Origin of the sequence: Enterococcus sulfureus ATCC 49903 (genome assembly GCF_000407605.1) — a bacterium.
GTDB classification, from domain to species: domain Bacteria; phylum Bacillota; class Bacilli; order Lactobacillales; family Enterococcaceae; genus Enterococcus_G; species Enterococcus_G sulfureus.
This window is the reverse complement of sequence record NZ_ASWO01000005.1, coordinates 198,055-216,351: the sequence shown is the minus strand read 5'-3', so window position 1 is coordinate 216,351 and position 18,297 is coordinate 198,055. Positions and strand designations below refer to the sequence as shown.

Annotated in this window: 15 protein-coding genes; 4 read left to right on the top strand and 11 right to left on the bottom strand. The window is 38.6% G+C overall.

Annotated features, from left to right (window positions below; genetic code table 11):
- Positions 1 to 60: 60 nt before the first annotated feature.
- Positions 61 to 681 (top strand): TetR/AcrR family transcriptional regulator, encoded by a 621-nt coding sequence (locus I573_RS07120; RefSeq protein WP_016185701.1) that lies wholly within the window; start codon positions 61 to 63, stop codon positions 679 to 681.
- Here I573_RS07120 and I573_RS07115 read toward each other — a convergent pair.
- The 6 genes from I573_RS07115 to I573_RS07090 form a co-directional block, all read right to left on the bottom strand.
- The gene (locus I573_RS07115) at positions 668 to 1,462 is read right to left on the bottom strand and encodes a hypothetical protein (RefSeq protein ID WP_016185702.1); all 795 of its coding nucleotides are present in this window, start codon (positions 1,460 to 1,462) and stop codon (positions 668 to 670) included. The genes I573_RS07120 and I573_RS07115 overlap by 14 nt on opposite strands.
- Before the next feature lie 64 nt (positions 1,463 to 1,526).
- Entirely contained in the window at positions 1,527 to 2,993 is a 1,467-nt protein-coding gene (locus I573_RS07110) for an amino acid permease (protein ID WP_016185703.1), read from the bottom strand.
- 15 nt (positions 2,994 to 3,008) lie between these two features.
- Positions 3,009 to 4,418 carry a C69 family dipeptidase gene (locus tag I573_RS07105; protein ID WP_016185704.1) on the bottom strand — a complete coding sequence of 470 codons (1,410 nt, stop codon included), beginning with the start codon at positions 4,416 to 4,418 and terminating at the stop codon, positions 3,009 to 3,011.
- Positions 4,419 to 4,434: 16 nt separating this feature from the next.
- The gene (locus I573_RS07100; protein ID WP_245555073.1) at positions 4,435 to 5,778 is read right to left on the bottom strand and encodes a C1 family peptidase; all 1,344 of its coding nucleotides are present in this window, start codon (positions 5,776 to 5,778) and stop codon (positions 4,435 to 4,437) included.
- Between the two features lie 127 nt (positions 5,779 to 5,905).
- The gene (locus I573_RS07095) at positions 5,906 to 6,340 is read right to left on the bottom strand and encodes a threonine/serine exporter family protein (RefSeq protein WP_016185706.1); all 435 of its coding nucleotides are present in this window, start codon (positions 6,338 to 6,340) and stop codon (positions 5,906 to 5,908) included.
- 13 nt (positions 6,341 to 6,353) lie between these two features.
- Positions 6,354 to 7,100 (bottom strand): threonine/serine exporter family protein, encoded by a 747-nt coding sequence (locus I573_RS07090; RefSeq protein ID WP_016185707.1) that lies wholly within the window; start codon positions 7,098 to 7,100, stop codon positions 6,354 to 6,356.
- 199 nt (positions 7,101 to 7,299) lie between these two features.
- Here I573_RS07090 and I573_RS11400 point away from each other — a divergent pair, with 199 nt between their 5' ends.
- Entirely contained in the window at positions 7,300 to 7,452 is a 153-nt protein-coding gene (locus tag I573_RS11400) for an isochorismatase family protein (protein ID WP_081634497.1), read from the top strand.
- A gap of 202 nt (positions 7,453 to 7,654) precedes the next feature.
- Positions 7,655 to 8,086 (top strand): GNAT family N-acetyltransferase, encoded by a 432-nt coding sequence (locus I573_RS07080; RefSeq protein ID WP_016185708.1) that lies wholly within the window; start codon positions 7,655 to 7,657, stop codon positions 8,084 to 8,086.
- Between the two features lie 34 nt (positions 8,087 to 8,120).
- Here the strand turns inward: I573_RS07080 and ntdP are convergent, their stop codons facing one another.
- From ntdP to I573_RS07065, 3 genes are all read right to left on the bottom strand, one after another.
- A complete protein-coding gene (gene ntdP, locus I573_RS07075; RefSeq protein WP_016185709.1) occupies positions 8,121 to 8,654 on the bottom strand; it encodes a nucleoside tri-diphosphate phosphatase in 534 nt (177 codons plus the stop codon).
- 102 nt (positions 8,655 to 8,756) lie between these two features.
- Positions 8,757 to 9,902, bottom strand: a complete 1,146-nt coding sequence (gene mutY / locus I573_RS07070; protein ID WP_016185710.1) for an A/G-specific adenine glycosylase — start codon at positions 9,900 to 9,902, stop codon at positions 8,757 to 8,759.
- Complete coding sequence (locus tag I573_RS07065; protein ID WP_016185711.1) at positions 9,892 to 10,683, bottom strand: RecX family transcriptional regulator; 792 nt, start codon at positions 10,681 to 10,683, stop codon at positions 9,892 to 9,894. The genes mutY and I573_RS07065 overlap by 11 nt, the downstream gene beginning before the upstream one ends.
- Before the next feature lie 102 nt (positions 10,684 to 10,785).
- On the opposite strand from I573_RS07065, the gene rlmD reads away from it, so the two are divergent.
- A complete protein-coding gene (rlmD, locus tag I573_RS07060) occupies positions 10,786 to 12,156 on the top strand; it encodes a 23S rRNA (uracil(1939)-C(5))-methyltransferase RlmD (RefSeq protein ID WP_016185712.1) in 1,371 nt (456 codons plus the stop codon).
- 35 nt (positions 12,157 to 12,191) lie between these two features.
- Here the strand turns inward: rlmD and I573_RS07055 are convergent, their stop codons facing one another.
- Together I573_RS07055 and proS are read right to left on the bottom strand one after the other, a co-directional pair.
- A complete protein-coding gene (locus I573_RS07055) occupies positions 12,192 to 16,523 on the bottom strand; it encodes a PolC-type DNA polymerase III (protein WP_016185713.1) in 4,332 nt (1,443 codons plus the stop codon).
- Positions 16,524 to 16,623: 100 nt separating this feature from the next.
- On the bottom strand, positions 16,624 to 18,297 hold the full coding sequence (gene proS, locus I573_RS07050) for a proline--tRNA ligase (RefSeq protein WP_016185714.1): 1,674 nt from the start codon (positions 18,295 to 18,297) through the stop codon (positions 16,624 to 16,626).

Here is an 18,297-nt window from a genome sequence, read left to right as displayed (position 1 = left end):
ATACAAAAACAACCAACAGTTTTCAGAAAACTGTTGGTTGGATCAAAGGAGCGTATACCGATGAGTGTAGCAAAAAAGCATAATGCCCAAGTAAAACTTTATGAAGCACTAATTGAATTGTCTAAAATGAAACCAATCCGTGAGATCCAAGTCAGCGAACTTTGTCGAAAAGCACAAGTAAATCGTAGTACATTTTATCATTATTATGAAGACATCCATCACTTGATCAAAAAAGAAACAACGGAAACGTTAGCACAATTGATGAATATTTTAAAAGATAAACGCTTAGATCCTACACGTATCAATGTTACCGATGAAGAAACGATTTTTGTGGATTATCAAACTGTTCTTTTGATTTTAAAAGAAGTCAAAGCAGAACATCGTTTGTTTCCAGTATTGTTACAAGATCATAATGATTCGGCTTTTTACTTCCACGCTAAGCAAACACTATATGACCTTTTAGCTTATTTGCTCGAACGTCACTTAGAAGAATTTGCCTCCTTATTTGAGGACATTCCTCAAGCGTATATCAATATTATCTTATTCGATGTCCAAGCTGAAAGTATTTTATATTGGATCAAAACAGGAATGAACGAATCTCCTGCTAAAATCGCCCAACTATTATTGACTTACAATAAAATGGGACCCTTACGTACCATCGCCTCGCTCAATAATGATTGAGTGCTCTTTGCAAAAACTGATGATAATATCGATCAAATTGGACTACTAATTGTTTATACAGTGCAATATCATGGGCCAATGAATGATTCCATCGAGTATGAAGTGGTGTAGCTAAAGACTGGTCCATATCCGTTATTTTGATCGTGGATTCTGTTACATACAGCGTCAATGAGAAATCGTTGAGCATATATTCACTAAATCGTTGTCCATACCGCATCGTTAAAATATAGGGCAAGTCAAGTAATACACTGTATGCTTGCTTGATCGCTTCAGGATAATCTGGATCATAGACTAACGCAAGCAACGTATCACTACTTTTTTGCATCGACAGTAAGCTTTGGATACAGTCACATACATACCAAAGCTTACGTTCTAAACGATTGTCAAAGTGTCCAGCTTCTAGTACCTTGATTAACCGTGTAGTATAAGGGGCTACCTTTTGTTTATTTTGGATACATGTTATCCACTCTTTAAGAATCAATGTATTCTTGATCTGCCATTTCGTTTCGATCCATTGTAAGAGAAGAAGGCATTCTTGCGCTGCGCGATCGCTTGTCTGTTCCATCGTATCGACAAGTTTCTGCAAGTTGACTGCAGATAATGTGTCGACCTGCCAACTCAGCTTTAAAATATAGGCACATAAATTACGATCGGTTTGGCTAAATTTTGGATCTTGACGTATCTTTTCAACGTAGGTCGTAACAGCTGCTAAACCTGTCATTCGTTGATTGAACGTCAGTCCACCCAATTCTTCCAATGCTAAAAATTGTTGTTTATCCATTTTTTCTCCTTTCAGATAAGAAAAGCCACAACATTTCTGCTGTGGCTTCACACTCTCTTGATCTTCACTCTTCTTTTGGTAAGCCTTCTTTCCATTCTGGTTTTTTTATTTTATAAATCACCAATGGAATCGCAAATAAAATGGCCACTAATACAACTACAAAAATAAAGTTTACTAAATTATTGTTGATAAAGGTTATCGTTAAGGCAAAGAAAACCGTTACGATCAATAAACCAGCCATAAAATATCCTAAACCGTTTCCTTTTTTACCGATTCTAAACGGATGTTTTTGCGCTTTGTTTTGTCGACGCATAGCAATAAATCCGATGGCCATTAAGCAATATGCCATACAATATAGTACGGTTCCGCTGTTGGTAATGATGATAAATACCTTGTTGATTCCTGGAATCACCACATAAGCCCCTGCCAAAAGTGAAATCGCGATGGCTTGTACGAGTAATAGACTCTTACACGCATTAAATTTATTGGTTTTCCAAAAATTGAATTTTGGTGGAAAATCACCTTGAAGCGCACTTTGCGTAATCGTTTTCGATGCACTGACAAACCACGTAGACATATTTGTCACAACACTAACAATCGAAAACAAACAAAACAATTGGACTAAAACATATGGCAACCCTAATTCATTGGCAAAAATCTGTAACGGTTGAGCCCCATTGTTCAATTGGATCTTTCCAGCTGGAATCACGTTTGCTACTAAAAAAGAATTGATCAATGAGAACAAGGCCAACATGATCAGTGCCGTAATAATGCCTTTAGAGTATTGTTTTGACGGGTTATTTAGTCGTGTAATAAAAACTGAAGACATTTCAATACCTAAAAACACAAAAATAATTCCGCTAAAGTACATCCCTGTTCCTGAAGTAAAAGATTGAGGGATCAATTTATGAAATGAAAATTGGCCTAAAATACTGTGAGATGAAAACCCAAATTTAATAAAAGTAATCAGCCCTAGCGAAAATAGCATCAATACTGGAATATATAAGCCTAACCAAATCCCAAATTTCCCATTGATTTTCGCCATATCGAATTTTAAATTTAAGATCGTCATCGACCAGACCAATCCTAAGATCACGACTAAGGTATAGATAGGATTTTCAACGAGATCCGCTCGTTTGATCAATAACGCAAGCATCGGTGCAAATCCCGTTCCAACCACTACCATAGAAGGAAACATCGCGGCCCAAATCAACCAGGATGTCACAAATCCCCACTTTGGACCTAGCGTGTTGTTGACCCAAAGTTCTGGACCCCCGCGACCTGGAAAAGTGGTCCCAAATTCACCAGAAATCAACGCGATCGGCAAGGCAAAACAAAGCGCTGCAATCCCCATGTAGATAAACATATTCCAACCCGTCGCGGTCAACGTCGAATAATACGGTCCAGCGACAAGTGCAAATGTTAAGCCAATAAAGGTCGGTAAACTAATTTTAGAAAGTGTTTTAAATTTTTGTGTAGACGGTGCAGCAGACGATGGACGTGAGGCAGACGGTTTGTGTACATGTTGCATCTTGGTTTCCTCCCTTTAAACGTCTTTTGTAATATCAAATGTAAGTTTAGAAAGCGCTAATCCTTTTTCAATCAATTCACCAATATGTTTTTTCGTTAAGTCGATTATTTTTTGTGCATTTTGTTGATTTTGTTCAGTTAAGAAAGCTACAGCGTCTTCTCTATTTCCTTCTTGATAAAGCCGATCTGTTTGCGCAACTAGTTGATTGGTCAAAATGGCTGCTGCTGTCAAATAATCAAAATTGGCATACGATAATGTTTGATAATCCCGTTCCACTAAAACAGCAAGTTCACGTGCTAACCAGTAAGCTTGACTGTTGTCATAAGTTGGCGAAGTATGATGATAGGCAGGTGCCGTATCTTCACTATTGGTATAAAATGGCACGTAAGGATTAAATGCAGTCGGTCCACTATTTAACCAAAATAAAGCGGCAATCTCTTCAGGGACATGGTTTCGTATTTCTAGAATATGTGACTCCGCTGTTCGGTTCATAGCAATTGGACGATACATTGTAGCTTGAACTACATCATTTTCATTAAATGGATCATAGACTGTTTCATCATAATGTGAACTTAACACAGCACCTACATCGGCTACCGTCAATAAACGATTAGGTTTAAAACAAAATGGCATGTTACTTGCAGTAGGATCTGAGGTATCTAATCCTAAATATTTTTGTCCGTACCATACCCGTGCTGTGTTGTATTTACGATCTTCTTTTGAACTCGTACCAAAGATATGACGGAAATTAAACCCTTCACGATCAGGATTCAATCTATTTTGACTCACAAATTCTTGTATGCCTTTTGAATACATTACATGTTCACTATCTGTAAAATCGATGTCTTCGATCAAGGACTGATTGGCAATGACTGCACAACAATCATCTGGTAAACGTACTGCGACCCAGTGGTGGCCACATGGAATTTCCATATACCAAATCTCGTCTTTATCGCTAAAAATAATGCCATTTCCTTCGTGTGATCCATACTGAGCAATAATATTGGCTGTATACGTCACGCCTTCACGTGCCGAGCGAATATAAGGAAGTACCATGTTCAACAGGGAATCTTCACCTAGTCCTCGTTTTGTTAAAGGATCAAGAGCCAATACTGAAGGGTTTCCAAAGATACTTTCAGTCGAGCTCATAGCGATATTTAAAGAATTGATCCCCGCTTCCCCCATGATTCCAAGTTCTGGACGCTCGCTTTCAATGAATGGAATCATATGATAAGCCAAAGAATGTTCTGGATAGTCTTCCGTATACTCCGAAACGGTTGAGCGATACTCTCCTTTTCCATTTTGATCTGCTTTCACGTGGATAAATTTTACGGGTTGAATCGGTTCCTCCGCATCTGCATTACGAGCGATCATAGTTGATCCTGTGCGCGATGCGTTCTTTCCTACTAATACAGTTGTACACATAACTCATCCTACCTTTCTATTTTTGTGCTGCAATGGGATTCATCGGATTCCAAAATGGAAGTACAGTCGGTTCTTGTTCTAAAACAGACAACACATCTTTAGACAGAAATTCTTTTTTGATGACTACTTCATAGACAAATTCACTCATCCACGCATCGTCCATCACAAAAAATCCTTTATCTCCGATTTCTCGTCCCCAGCTGTTTTCGACTTTCCAACGAATAGGTTGTTCATTTACGATGTGCACGCCACCAATCACCATTGCGTGTGTGGGAAGACTTTCACGATAAACAAAACGCGGTCCTTTTGGCATGGTAAACGTAGTATCAAATAACGCATCAAAGTCATAAAGATCATAAGACATGATCCCTTTTGTTCGATCAAAATATTTCAGCACGTCACAACCAAAAAAGACAGGTTCACTGGCTTTTAATTGCGCGATCGTAAATTCCTTCATTTGTTCGATTGGCACATTTACATAATAATTTGGGATCCCATCAATCATATTATCGGATAATTGTACTTGATAAAGCTGATGAAATGGCATCGATTCATCCGGGACGTTGATAATCGCGACATAATCTGTTAGGTCCAATGTCAAATACTCTTGATAAAATTGAAGTGGTGTTAAGTTAGGGTACTGTTCAAACGTGTTCGTTTTCGTGCGGAACGTAAAATCAAAGGTTTCAGGCGGTGTACCAAGAGATGTACAAAGAATTGTATAAATTATTTTTAATTGATGTTTAATATACATTTCGACTTCACAATGCTTGGCGTGATGGTCGACCATTTCACGGATCGCATAAGCATCTTTTCTTAGTTTACGATTTAATATCGTATTTAACTCTGTAGAGTCGATGCTACAACTTGTTTCATTCATCGCATAATGTGGAACTAAGCCGTATTTTTCTACTAAGGATAAGACCAAATTCCAGTCACCACCATCTTGTTGTGGTGTAGTAAGTAGATATTGGACCGTTCGACTGGCTAATTTTTTATTTGCAGTTGCTAAGATCTGTTGGTAAAAATAATTTGCTTTTTCCAGTTTATCCCAAAAATACAAATAATTTTGCGACAGCTCAAAATTTTCAATCTCGTATTGTGTTTCAATATGCGAGCGTAAAATGTTCAAACAAGCAAACATCCAACAACGGCCGCTATGATTTTGATTAGTCACCAAGTGATCGTCGATATCTACGGAAAAATTGAAATAGTTCTCGTTGATTGCTTGGATATTTTGTGCTGCTTTAAAGATCCCATTCGTTGTTACAGCATGTTGGGCCACACGGTATGATTTATTTTCTGTACTATGTTGGATCTCTTGTATCAGTTCCTTGGTTAATCCTTTCACTTTAATCACGTCCTCGTCTTATTTTTTACACTTTTTAGCATAGAGGACTTAGCATGAAACGACCATTGTTTCCAACTCTTGTTGTATAACAGTTTTGTCATTATTTTTGTGAAGTAAAAAAAGACTAACAAAATCGTTAGTCTTTTTTATGTGTACGCAATTGAGCCAAAATTGCTGCAAAGGCTTCATTGAAGAAAAAACCTAACGCAATCGAGATTCCGACTAAAATCGCTTGTGCACCGTAACTGACAGTTTGTGTGTAATTGTTTTCTGCAAACGCATTGCACGTCTTAAACAATAAACTCCCAGGTACGATCGGCATAATTCCAGAAACGGTAAAGATCAAACTCGGACGCTCAACGGTGTGACTTAATAGTTGACTGACGATCGTCAGGGCCACACACGACAGTAAAGAAGCCATTGGGGCAGTAAAATAAATGGACGCCACACTATACGCAAACGAAGTGACCATGCCACAACATCCACAAAGAATATAGTATTTTTTTTCCACTCTATTTAATACCGCAGTCGAAGAACTAACGAAAAAACTAAAAAAAGCACGCAATATCATGTCCATTTCCTCCTTAGACTGCTATCGTGAGTAAAAAGGCTACGGGTAATCCTAGCATAAGGGCTGTATTGATCGCTTCCACACCTTGAGATAAGCTGACGATATAATCTCCGTTGATTCCTGCACGAATAGCATTGACTAAGGTTGCACCAGGAAATAAAGGCATCATACAACTTAAAATCAAGGCAAAATCATTATGAAGGTGCAGGACTTTATACAAAATCATCGAACAAATCGTAATGAAGATCGAATATAAAAAAATTGTAAATAATTTGATTTTGAGATATTTTTGACAAGTCAAAAAACAAAAATAACCAAAACTGCCTAAGATAAAAGAGACGAATACTAGATTGGACCACCCATTGATCAGACTATACATCGCACCACAAATAATTCCAGCATGTACCACTTGTGTGGGCGTCGAAAAGGCATAACTTTTTTTATCTATTGCTACTAAGGCAGTATAAAATTCTTGTAGACTGATTTTTTTTAATGATAACTGCAAGACTAGTTCATGAATATGACTAATTTTTTCAAAATTATAGGCGTAGCTATCGATTTTGATCATTTTCACATTATCTGTCGTATTGTCAATAAGCATCAAACTGGTTTGCGTCATAAAAATCGATAAGTGATGAAGCCCCATTTGATTCATTAAATGATACATGTCACTACGAATCTCCGCTAAGTCAAAATTACATTCTAATAATACTTTTCCATACACTAATAAAATTCGAATCTTATCTTCATTTTCTTCCATTTTCTTCACCATTTCATTTGTTTACATTTACTATGAAGAAATCAAAATCGCTTGACCATCGAATGGTCCTAGACACCACAAACAATTTTGTCACTTTTTTAGATGATAGAAAATCATGTGAATCTCCTTTTTTTTACATTAGAATACGCTATACTAGAAGGAACCAAGGAGGAATTCAAATGCTTGCTTTGATGAAAGTTTGGTAGTCGGTCATTCTGATTGGCAATTAATGCCACAGTTAGATGCTCATCTTGAAGAGACGCGGATTGCTAAAACACACGCGAATAGTTTTTACCAAACCGATCTAGCTGAGCACTTGAAACAAGAACAAATCGATTGCTTAGAAGTGTAGGGAGCCCAAACACAATATTGTGTGGATAGTACGATTAAATTTGCGCATGGATTGAGCTTTACACTTTATTCATTTCCAAATGCTAGTTCCACAACAGACCAAGCTACGTGCACTGCCTTACAAATCATTGCATTTTATGAAGATATTTGGCGAGACCGATTTTTAACGTTTGAAGATCCTCTAATAAAAAAGGAGTTTTTTTATGAACATTTATCACACAACTGATATAAAGGACAACATCTACCAAGATGCACTAGCACTGCGTCAAGCAGTCTTTGTCGTAGAACAACACGTTCCAGAAACATTGGAAATTGACGAATTGGAAGACAAAACGATCCATTTTGTGGGCTATAAAGAAGATGAAGCCATCGCAACCGCACGCATCTTACCTTTAAGTGCTACGAAAGCTAAATTGCAACGTATGGCGGTAAGACAACAGGCACGTGGACAACAAGCCGGCGCCACACTGATCCAGTTCATCGAAAACAGCTTACAACAACAAGGATTTACAACTATTACTTTAGGTGCACAACTTAGTGCCAAAGGATTTTATGAGCGCTTGGGCTATCACGTAGCCAGTGAGATCTTTTTAGATGCTGGCATTGAACATGTGACGATGGAAAAAACGCTCTAAATAAAAAACACTGCCGCACATGCGACAGTGTTTTTTATTTTTGCGACAATTGCTTGTAGCGATCATACCAAATATCTACATACCCTTCAGAAAAAGGACCTTCTCCATTATTGATCCAGTCGACCAATATTTTGACATTTTCTTTTAAAATAAAATCGATGTCTTTCGGATAATGCATCATTTTCTTGTGCAACTCGTATTCATCTACGTCTAATAAGCGTTTTTCTCCATCAGGAAATACCTTGATATCTAAATCGTAATCAATATACTTCAATGCTTCTTCATCTAATAGATAAGGAGAAGCAAGATTACAATAATAAGAGACACCTTTTTCACGGATCATCGCAATAATATTAAACCAATACTTCTTATGAAAATATACGATTGCTGGCTCTCGGGTAACCCAACGTCTACCGTCTGATTCGGTTACCAATGTGTGATCATTGACGCCAATCATTGAATATTCGCTAGTTTTTAATACCATGGTATCTCGCCACGTACGGTGCAAATTGCCATCGTGTTTGTAGCTTTGAATCGTTACAAACTCTCCTTCTTTTGGAACTCGCATAGCAATCCTTCCCTCAGCGAAACATCAACGCCTTTATTTGAGTGTACACCCATATCACTCAATATTATAACAATAAACAAAAACTTTGCCTAGCGCTAATCTCTAATGTTTTTGATTTTTTGCGATTTCGTCCCACATTTTGTGTTGGATTTTTGGAAATGCATAGGCTTCATAAGCTTTTTTATCGATCCATTGTCCATTTTCAAATGCTTGTGCCTCACGTGTACGTCCATAAAAAAGCAACACGTGCCATCTCAAATGACTAAACAAATGTTTGACTTCACCTAAGTGGCGTGTTTGCCAGATGACCGGCAAAGAATCAAATAAAACTGGATCTTGCTCCTCTTCTTCGGCAATCAAAGAAAGTTGCTCGATTTCCTCTTTTTGAAACTGTTTATACGCTTGATCAAAAGTGGCTTGATCCACCTCTTCTAAAGGAAAATGCCACATTTTCGCAAGTAATCCTTGATCTTCACGCTGCTCAAACCAAAATTCTCCTTGCTCATTTTCGATTGCTGCAGCAAAATAATAGACATCTTTTGGTTTTGCCTTTTTCGTTTTCACTGGAAAATCAGTCATATTGCCTTCTTGATAGGCTTGGCAAAATGCTTGCAGCGGACACGCTTCACATTCTGGATTTTTCGGGGTACAAATCGCGGATCCTAGATCCATAAACGCTTGATTCATCTCCCCTGGTTCTTCTGGTGATAAAATCGCGCGCGTATAGTGATCAAATACTTTACGACTACTCGGTTTTGCAATATCTTCTGGAATACAAAACAAACGACTGACGACCCGCATGATATTGCCATCGATTGCAGGCTCAGGTAATCCAAATGCAATACTCGCAATCGCACCTGTGGTATAAGGACCAATCCCTTTTAACTGACTGATTTCTTCTACTGTATTTGGAAACTGTCCTTGGTGACGTTCCATGATTTGCTTGGCTGCCGATTGAATATTTCGCGCACGAGAATAATAGCCCAGACCTTCCCACATTTTAAGCAACTCTTCTTCTGGTGCAGCTGCTAATTGTTCAATTGTCGGGAATTTTTCCATAAATCGATAGTAATAGTCGATGACCGTATCGACTCGTGTTTGTTGTAGCATGATCTCCGAGATCCAAATTCGATAAGGATCTTGATTCACACGCCACGGTAAATTACGCTTATAGCGATGATACCAAGCTAAAAATTGGATTTGAAATTGGTCGATCGTCTCTTGTGACCACGTGATCTCATTCTTCATTCTCTCGTTCCTTTTCTAAAAATATCTGAATCGCTTCCAATGAAAATCCTTTTGTATAAAGCGATTGTTTTACTTTTTGTTCTCGTTTCGCTAGAGGTAACCGCGCATGACGGCGCAATAGTTGTTCACCAGTTTTTTCTAACGCGACGGTTTCTTCCTCTTCATCTAATTCTAGCGAAATTTGTTGCATCACTTGCTCAATGATGGATGTATCATAACCTTTTTGCATCAATCCCATACGAATTTTTTGCAGACGTTCACGATAGCTCTTATGATGGATACGTTTGTTGAGCTTAAGTGCGACGACTTGCGCTAGATCTAGTTCATCATCCTTCGTATAAAATGTAAGTCCATACTCGATCGTTTCGTCATCTAGACCTTTTTGTTTCATTTTTTGTTTGAGTTGTTTTGGTCCTTTATCCCCTAAGGAAAGTTGCGTTCGGACAAAACTTTCTGCATAAAATCGATCATCGATCAGACGCAATTCAATCAAACGTGTTAAAATCTTAGGTCGATCCTCACTCGAAAATTCTTGCTCTTTTAAATATTGATCGACTTCTTTTTTTGTCCGCAATTGATAGCTAATATAATTCATCGCCAGTTGCACACCACGGTCATAGCCTGATTGGGCTTGTAAAGCGTGGAATTCTTCTTCGGTAAACTCTTGATCTTTAAATAAATGTGCCATAATGAGAAAATCTTCTGATGCAATCAGTTCGTCTCCTGAATCAAACAGCACTTTATAATTTTTTTTCATTTTTTTTACTTGGACAATCTTCATTTTGTTTCCTCCTGAATGATTCTTTGACTAGTGTACCACACTTTTTTTACTATCGGCTTTTCTGTGGTACAATGAAGCGAATTTACTTTTAAAGGAGCTTTTATGACTGAATTAATCGTATCGACGGGACAAACGATCCCGCTTAAAATCAAACGCCTAGGGATCAACGGTGAAGGAATCGGCTATTTTAAAAAGTTGATCGTCTTTGTACCGCGCGCCTTGCCTGGTGAAGAAATCACCGCGACAATCACCAATGCCACTCCACGCTATGCTGAAGCTAGCTTAAAAAAGATTATCAAAAAAAGCAAAGACCGCATCACGCCTCCTTGTTTGGTTTATGATGAATGCGGCGGTTGCCAATTGCAACATCTTGTGTATCAAAAACAACTAGACTTTAAACGTGATCTATTAAAACAAGCCTTAACGAAATTTAAGCCTGATCATTATAAAGACTACGATCTTCGTCCAACGATCGGCATGGATGATCCTTGGCATTACCGTAATAAAGCACAATTCCAGTTGCGTAAAGAACAAGATGAAGTCAAAGCAGGTCTTTATAAAGCCAATAGTCATGACCTCGTTGCCATCGACGATTGTTTAGTGCAAGAAGAACGGACACAAGAGGTGATCAATTTTGTTGTTGACTTGCTTACGAAATATCAAGTCCCCATTTATGATGAACAGCAAAATAGCGGGATCGTTCGAACATTAATGGTTCGTGTCGGCGTCGCAACAGACGAATTACAACTTGTCTTTATCACCAATTCAAAAAAATTACCGAAAAAACAAGCGATGATTGAAGAATTGACGCATACTTTTCCTGAGGTAGTCTCGATCATGCAAAACGTTCAAAATAAAAAAACATCGATTGTCATGGGTGACGAGACCATTCATCTATGGGGAAAAGAAACCATTGAAGAAACCATTAATGACGTCACGTTTGATTTATCCGCACGTGCATTCTTCCAGTTAAATCCACTACAAACGAGTCGATTATACCAAGAAGCGATCGATGCACTCGATTTAGATGAAACGCATACGGTAGTGGATGCTTACTGTGGCGTAGGTACGATCGGGTTAAATATTGCCGCTAAAGTCAAAAAAGTCTTAGGTATGGATATTGTCCCACAAGCCATTGACGACGCAAAACAAAATGCACGTCGGATGCATGCCAAAAATACGGTTTATGAAGTTGGAACAGCTGAAGAATGGATTCCGACATGGGTCAATCAGGGAATAAAAATCGATCGCTTGATTGTCGATCCTCCTCGTACCGGATTGGATCAAACGTTACTCGATACTTTGACAGCTTATCCACCTGAACAAATGGTATACGTCTCTTGCAATGTATCCACTTTAGCACGTGATCTAAAAACCTTAGCGAAAAAATTTACAATCGAGTATCTACAATCTGTTGATATGTTTCCACAAACTGCTCGTTGTGAAGTTGTGGTAAAACTCACACGCAAATAAAAAAAGGCTATGACAGATTTGTCATAGTCTTTTTTTTAAAACATATCAAACAAGCTCAACTGATTCTCATCAGGTAAATCTTTCAATACCCCATTGTCTGTCATATACTCAATCAATGTTTTTGAGACTTTCCCACGATTGGCCAAATCTTCTTTCGATAAAAATGGGCCGTCTTTTCGTGCTTCTACGATTTGTTTCGCCACACTTAAACCTAAACTTGGAACAGCTCGAAATGGTGCCAATAGACGATTGCCGTCAATCACAAAATTTTCAGCATCAGATTTATATAAATCGATCATCCCAAATTCAAATCCCCGTTCGAGCATTTCATTACATAGCTCTAGAACGGTCAGTAAATTCTTTTCTTTGGTCGATGCGTCCATTCCTTTATCCGTGATTTCTTTCATCCGTTCTTTGACAGCATCTTTCCCTTTACTCATCGCAACCAAATCAAAATCGTCAGCACGAACAGAAAAATAGGCACAATAATATAAGATTGGGAAATAGACTTTAAAATAGGCTACTCGTAACGCCATTAATACATACGCTGCCGCATGGGCTTTCGGGAACATGTATTTGATTTTTAAGCACGATTCGATATACCATTCTGGCACATCTTGTTTGCGCATTTCTTCTTGCCAGTCATCTGGAATCCCTTTTCCTTTACGCACACTTTCCATAATTTTAAAGGCTAATCCATCATCAAGTCCTGCATGGATCAAATACACCATAATATCATCACGACACCCAATTACATTGGCTAATGTCGATTCACCGCGACGAATCAATTCTTCAGCATTTCCAAGCCACACATCAGTTCCATGAGACAACCCTGAGATTTGCAGTAATTCAGCAAATGTCGAAGGATGCGTTTGTTCTAACATGCCTCGAACGAAACGAGTCCCAAATTCTGGGATCCCTAATGTCCCTGTTTTTGAATAGATTTGTTCTGAGGTTACTCCTAGCACATCGGTCCCTTCAAAAATACGCATCACTTCTGGATCATCTGTTGGGATCGTTTTAGGATCAATACCAGATAGATCTTGTAGCATTCGAATCACGGTTGGATCATCATGTCCTAAAATATCGAGTTTTAAAATATTATCATGGATCGAATGGAAATCAAAATGAGTCGTTTTCCATTCCGAATTGACATCGTCTGCTGGATACTGAATTGGAGTGAAGTCATAGACATCCATGTAATCTGGAATAACGATAATTCCTCCCGGATGCTGTCCAGTCGTTCGTTTCACTCCCGTCGCCCCTTTAGCTAGACGATCGATCTCTGCTCCACGATAATGTAAATTATGATCACGCTCATAACCTTTCACAAATCCATATGCCGTTTTATCAGCGACCGTTCCAATCGTTCCTGCACGATAGACATATTCTTCCCCAAATAATACCTTCGTATAGTTATGTGCTTCTGGCTGATATTCCCCTGAGAAATTCAAATCGATATCGGGTACTTTATCGCCATGAAATCCTAAGAAAGTTTCAAATGGAATATCATGTCCATCTTTTTTTAGATGACTTCCACATGTTGGACAATCTTTTTCTGGCATATCAAATCCAGAACCAAATGTACCATCTTCATAGAACTCAGAGTACTGACAATCTGGACAATAGTAATGAGGAGCCAATGGATTGACCTCGGTGATCCCAGTCATGGTCGCAACAAAACTTGACCCAACAGACCCCCGCGACCCTACCAAATAGCCATCTTCGTTACTTTTATGCACAAGTTTTTGCGAGATCAAGTAAATCACTGAAAATCCGTTTCCGATAATTGAATTTAGTTCTTTTTCTAATCGTTTTTGCACGACATCAGGTAAAGGATCCCCATATAATTCTTTTGCTTTTGTATAACTCAATTCCGTGATCTCTTCTTCAGAACCTGGAATTTTTGGAGTATACAGTTCATTTTTTACGGGCACGACATCTTCGCAACGTTCGACTAATGCATTCGGTGCCTCTACGACGACTTCTTTTGCTAGTTCGTTTCCTAGAAATTGAAATTCGGTAAGCATTTCATCCGTGGTACGAAAATGGACTTTAGGCAAACTATGGCGATTTAATGGGTTCGCTCCCCCCATTGAATTAATCAGAATTTTACGATAGATCGCGTCTTCTTCATTGAGGTAATGCACATTTCCAGTCGCAATGACCGGTTTATTTAACTTTTGACCGATCGTCACTAAATTTTGGATAATGTCTTCTAGATCTTTTTCACTTTTAACCAGTTCTTGTTCGATCAAATGCGCATAAACCGGTTTTGGCATAATTTCGATATAATCATAAAATTCAGCTAATTTTTCTGCCGCTTCGACCCCTTTTTGCATCATCGCAACAAAGACTTCTCCTTTATCGCACCCTGAACCTACAAATAATCCTTCACGTAATTTAGACAATTCAGATCGTGGGATACGCGGCACTTTATCATGGAAGTAATCGATATTAGACATTGAGATCAATTTGAACAGATTCTTTAGTCCAGCTTGCGTTTCGACCAAAATCGTGGCATGGAATGGGCGAGCCAATTTATAACTATTCTCTCCTCCGACATGTCGATTTAATTCTTCATGTACATGCATTTCATGTTTTTCGATCGCTTCTTTGATAAACATCCACGCAAGATGTGCTGTCGCTTCTGCATCATAGATCGCTCGGTGATGTTGTTCTAAACTCACGCCAAATTTTTTCGTCAAGACGCCTAATCCAAAACGCTTAAATTGTGGATAGAGATAACGAGCTAATTCTAATGTATCGATTACTGGATTGTCTGCTTCTGGAATCCCATATTTTTTGTAACTTGTATTTAAAAATCCCATATCAAATGAGGCATTATGGGCAACTAAAATCGCGCCTTCTGAAAATTCACGGAATAAACGTAAGACTTCTTCTTCACTTTTTGATCCTCTGACCATCTCATCGGTAATTCCAGTTAGATCCACTGTTGTTTTAGATAATGGATGGCCTGGATCGATAAATTCATCAAAAGAGGCTTCGATATTTCCTTTATTCATCTTGACTGCTGCAAGTTCAATAATCGTGTTGTACACTGCAGAAAGCCCGGTAGTCTCCACGTCAAATACGATATATGTCGCATTCGTCAGCTCAACCGGTTTGGGATTATACGCAACTTGGACACCATCATCTACAATATTGGCTTCGACACCATACACCATTTTGATTCCAGCACTTTTTGCCGCATGATGGGCATCAGGAAAGGATTGTGCTCCACCATGATCCGTAATCGCTATCGCTTTATGTCCCCATTTTGCTGCTTGATTGACATAATCTTTAATTGAATTGGTTGCATCCATTTGACTCATATTTGAATGGACATGTAGTTCTACACGCTTTTCATTTTCTGGTGCATAATCTTTACGCGCTTCATGTTTGACTTCACAAATATCTTGCGCATTCATTACAAGATCACGCATAAACGTATCTTCTTGGATACTTCCACGCACACGTAACCAGCTACCTTTTTTGATTGCATCAAATAATTGCTCATCACTCTCATTATTTGAGAATTTTTTTACAATAAAAGATGACGTATAATCGGTCATTTTAAGAATCAGTATCTTGCGTTTTGAGCGTAGTTCGCGAACCTCGGTATCAAAAACATACCCTTCGATCGTAATTCGGCGCTCTTCTTCTAAAATATTTCCCATCGGCATGATCGCTTCGTCTTTTGGAATATTGCGACCTAGAACGATTGGACCAGAATGAACTTTTTTGGGTTCTTCTTTTTTCTTTTGCTCATGAGCTGCAAGTGATTGAGCAGCTTGACGCATCGCTTCTTCTTGTTGGGCTTGCATACGTTCTTGATGTGCACGTAATTCTTCAGTCGCTTGCTTGCTATCGACTTTTGCGACTAATTTTAAGCGTGGAAACCCAAATTGTTGATAGTTTTCTTGTAGCAACGGAAAATATTGCTGACTCAACATCGAAATCACAGATTCGTTGCTAACAAAGACGGTTAATTCTTTATTTTCAAATGTGATGGGTTGTTGATGGAGTACACGCTGTAAAAAAGGTGTTTCACAGTTTTTTTGCGCCAAGGCAACAGACCAGTATCCTTCAACTAATTCTTTTGTTACAGTCGGTGTTTCGCATTCGATTTTCGCACTGACCGTAGCGATCTCATGAAAAGCTAAGGTCAAATGTTGAATAAATCGTTGATATAGCTCGATTGGCAAGATATCCTTAAATAAAAAATGAAACGTCCAGTGCTTAGATTGCGTATGGACGTAGACTTCTTTGATTTGTGCACGTTGCATTAAGGGATGCTGCTGATCAGCAAGCGGCAGTTGGATTTGCTCCAATAATAATTCAAATTTTTCTCGTGTTTCCGCCAAAGAAATTCCCTCCTTGATTCTTTTTTTAAAAATTCCACGTTCTTTCAGTATAGCACGTTTCGACAAAAAAACTAGAAAGAGACGAGCACTTTCTAGTTTCTTATTCTGATTGTAATAAAATCGAAAGTGTCGTTAATAACTCTTCTTTTCGCACTTCAAGGACGGCTTGTTTTGCTTTGATTTCCAGTTCTACGATTCCTTCAACTGCTTTTTTACCAATCGTACATTGAATCGGACACCCAATCAATGCTGCATCATGTTCTTTATCTGCTGCACTGGTTTCTCGGTCATCGATCAATAGATCATATCCTGCTTGATCGAGCTCGAGTGCTACTTGGGTCGCTAGTTCTACTTGAAAAGGATCCGTAATGTCTAAAGGCAAGATGTGTACATCAAAAGGAGCGATTGCTTGTGGCCAACACATTTTATCTTCCATCGCGTACAGTTCCACAATCAAAGCAAATATTCGCGTCACACCAATACCATAATACCCCATATTTAGTGTTTGAAGCTGTTCTTGATCGTCTAAAAAAATGGCGCCCACTTGCCGGGCATAATCAGGAGCTAGCTTCGTCATCTGAGCAACCGAGATTCCACGATCAAAAATCAAAGTTCCTTGCCCATTTAATGCTAAATCACCTTCTTTGACCAACTGAATATCTAAAAATTGAGTAATCTGTAGATCACGATTGAAATTTACATTACGATAAGCACGAGCAAGCATGTGACTATTAAATTGCGCATTGACCAATTCAGATAATCCTTGGTCAGCATAGATAGGCAGTTGATTAAGCGTGGTAAAAAAATCGTCGGTCTGTATGTCGCCAAAGAAAGACGTAATCGTTTCTTGATCGGCTGGAGTAATCGAAGGAACTTGAAAGAAACGTTTTACCTTTTCTTCGTTTACTTGATGATCCGCACGTAACAATAAGACAACCAAGTCTTCTTTAACACGATAAAATAATGGTTTAATCGTTTGGTTGAGCGGCGTCGTGTGGATATCAAATTCTGCGATTTCTTCTAAAGGTTGATATGTCGCGTGCGATTTTTTTGTATCCGATTCGCTCACTGCAACAGCTAATGTCGCGGCATACTCACCTTCACTAGCATAGCAAAATTCTTTTTGACCGATAGCTGTAGGTACAATAAATTCTCGCATCGCTTTCGCTCCGACACGCTTACTAGCCCCATTGACTACTTTAAAGGTTAATCCACAAGTAGTTAGAATGCGGTCGATACTTTCTTCCATTTGGCGATAAAATTGATCTAGACTTTCCTGATCTGCATGAAATGAATACACATCTGTCATCAAAAATTCCCGACTATCGATCAATCCTCTTTGTTTATGGGTTTCATCACGATATTTCATTTGGGTTTGAAATAGCGACAATGGAAGTTCTTTATACGAACGAACTTCCTTCATGATCAAATCCATGAAGGAACGTTCGTGCGCGGGTGCTAACATATACGTTTCACCCGCTGCATCATTCACCGAAAAGAGCTTTTCAGCAACTTGCGTTTCACATTCTTCTAAAGAATACTCATGTGGCAATAAATTAGGCATCCGCATTTTTATACTATCTTGTGTACTTAATTCAGATTGAATCACTCGACTGATTTTTTGAATCACTCGTTCCGCTAACGGAAGATATGCATAGATCCCTCTAGCTAATTTTGTCACATACCCCGCTTGACTCAAGAGACGTTCACTGACGGTATCAATTTCCTCGTCAGCTACTTGCCGTGTTGGAATCAAAAGTTTTGACTGCTTCAT

Bases quoted from the DNA above. Each gene is read 5' to 3' on its own strand.
- proS (WP_016185714.1), bottom strand. From the start codon at position 18,297: ATGAAGCAGTCAAAACTTTTGATTCCAACACGGCAAGTAGCTGACGAG.
- I573_RS07080 (WP_016185708.1), top strand. From the start codon at position 7,655: ATGAACATTTATCACACAACTGATATAAAGGACAACATCTACCAAGAT.
- rlmD (WP_016185712.1), top strand. From the start codon at position 10,786: ATGACTGAATTAATCGTATCGACGGGACAAACGATCCCGCTTAAAATC.
- I573_RS07095 (WP_016185706.1), bottom strand. From the start codon at position 6,340: ATGATATTGCGTGCTTTTTTTAGTTTTTTCGTTAGTTCTTCGACTGCG.
- I573_RS07065 (WP_016185711.1), bottom strand. From the start codon at position 10,683: ATGAAGATTGTCCAAGTAAAAAAAATGAAAAAAAATTATAAAGTGCTG.
- I573_RS07120 (WP_016185701.1), top strand. From the start codon at position 61: ATGAGTGTAGCAAAAAAGCATAATGCCCAAGTAAAACTTTATGAAGCA.
- mutY (WP_016185710.1), bottom strand. From the start codon at position 9,902: ATGAAGAATGAGATCACGTGGTCACAAGAGACGATCGACCAATTTCAA.
- I573_RS07115 (WP_016185702.1), bottom strand. From the start codon at position 1,462: ATGGATAAACAACAATTTTTAGCATTGGAAGAATTGGGTGGACTGACG.
- I573_RS07105 (WP_016185704.1), bottom strand. From the start codon at position 4,418: ATGTGTACAACTGTATTAGTAGGAAAGAACGCATCGCGCACAGGATCA.
- ntdP (WP_016185709.1), bottom strand. From the start codon at position 8,654: ATGCGAGTTCCAAAAGAAGGAGAGTTTGTAACGATTCAAAGCTACAAA.
- I573_RS07090 (WP_016185707.1), bottom strand. From the start codon at position 7,100: ATGGAAGAAAATGAAGATAAGATTCGAATTTTATTAGTGTATGGAAAA.
- I573_RS07110 (WP_016185703.1), bottom strand. From the start codon at position 2,993: ATGCAACATGTACACAAACCGTCTGCCTCACGTCCATCGTCTGCTGCA.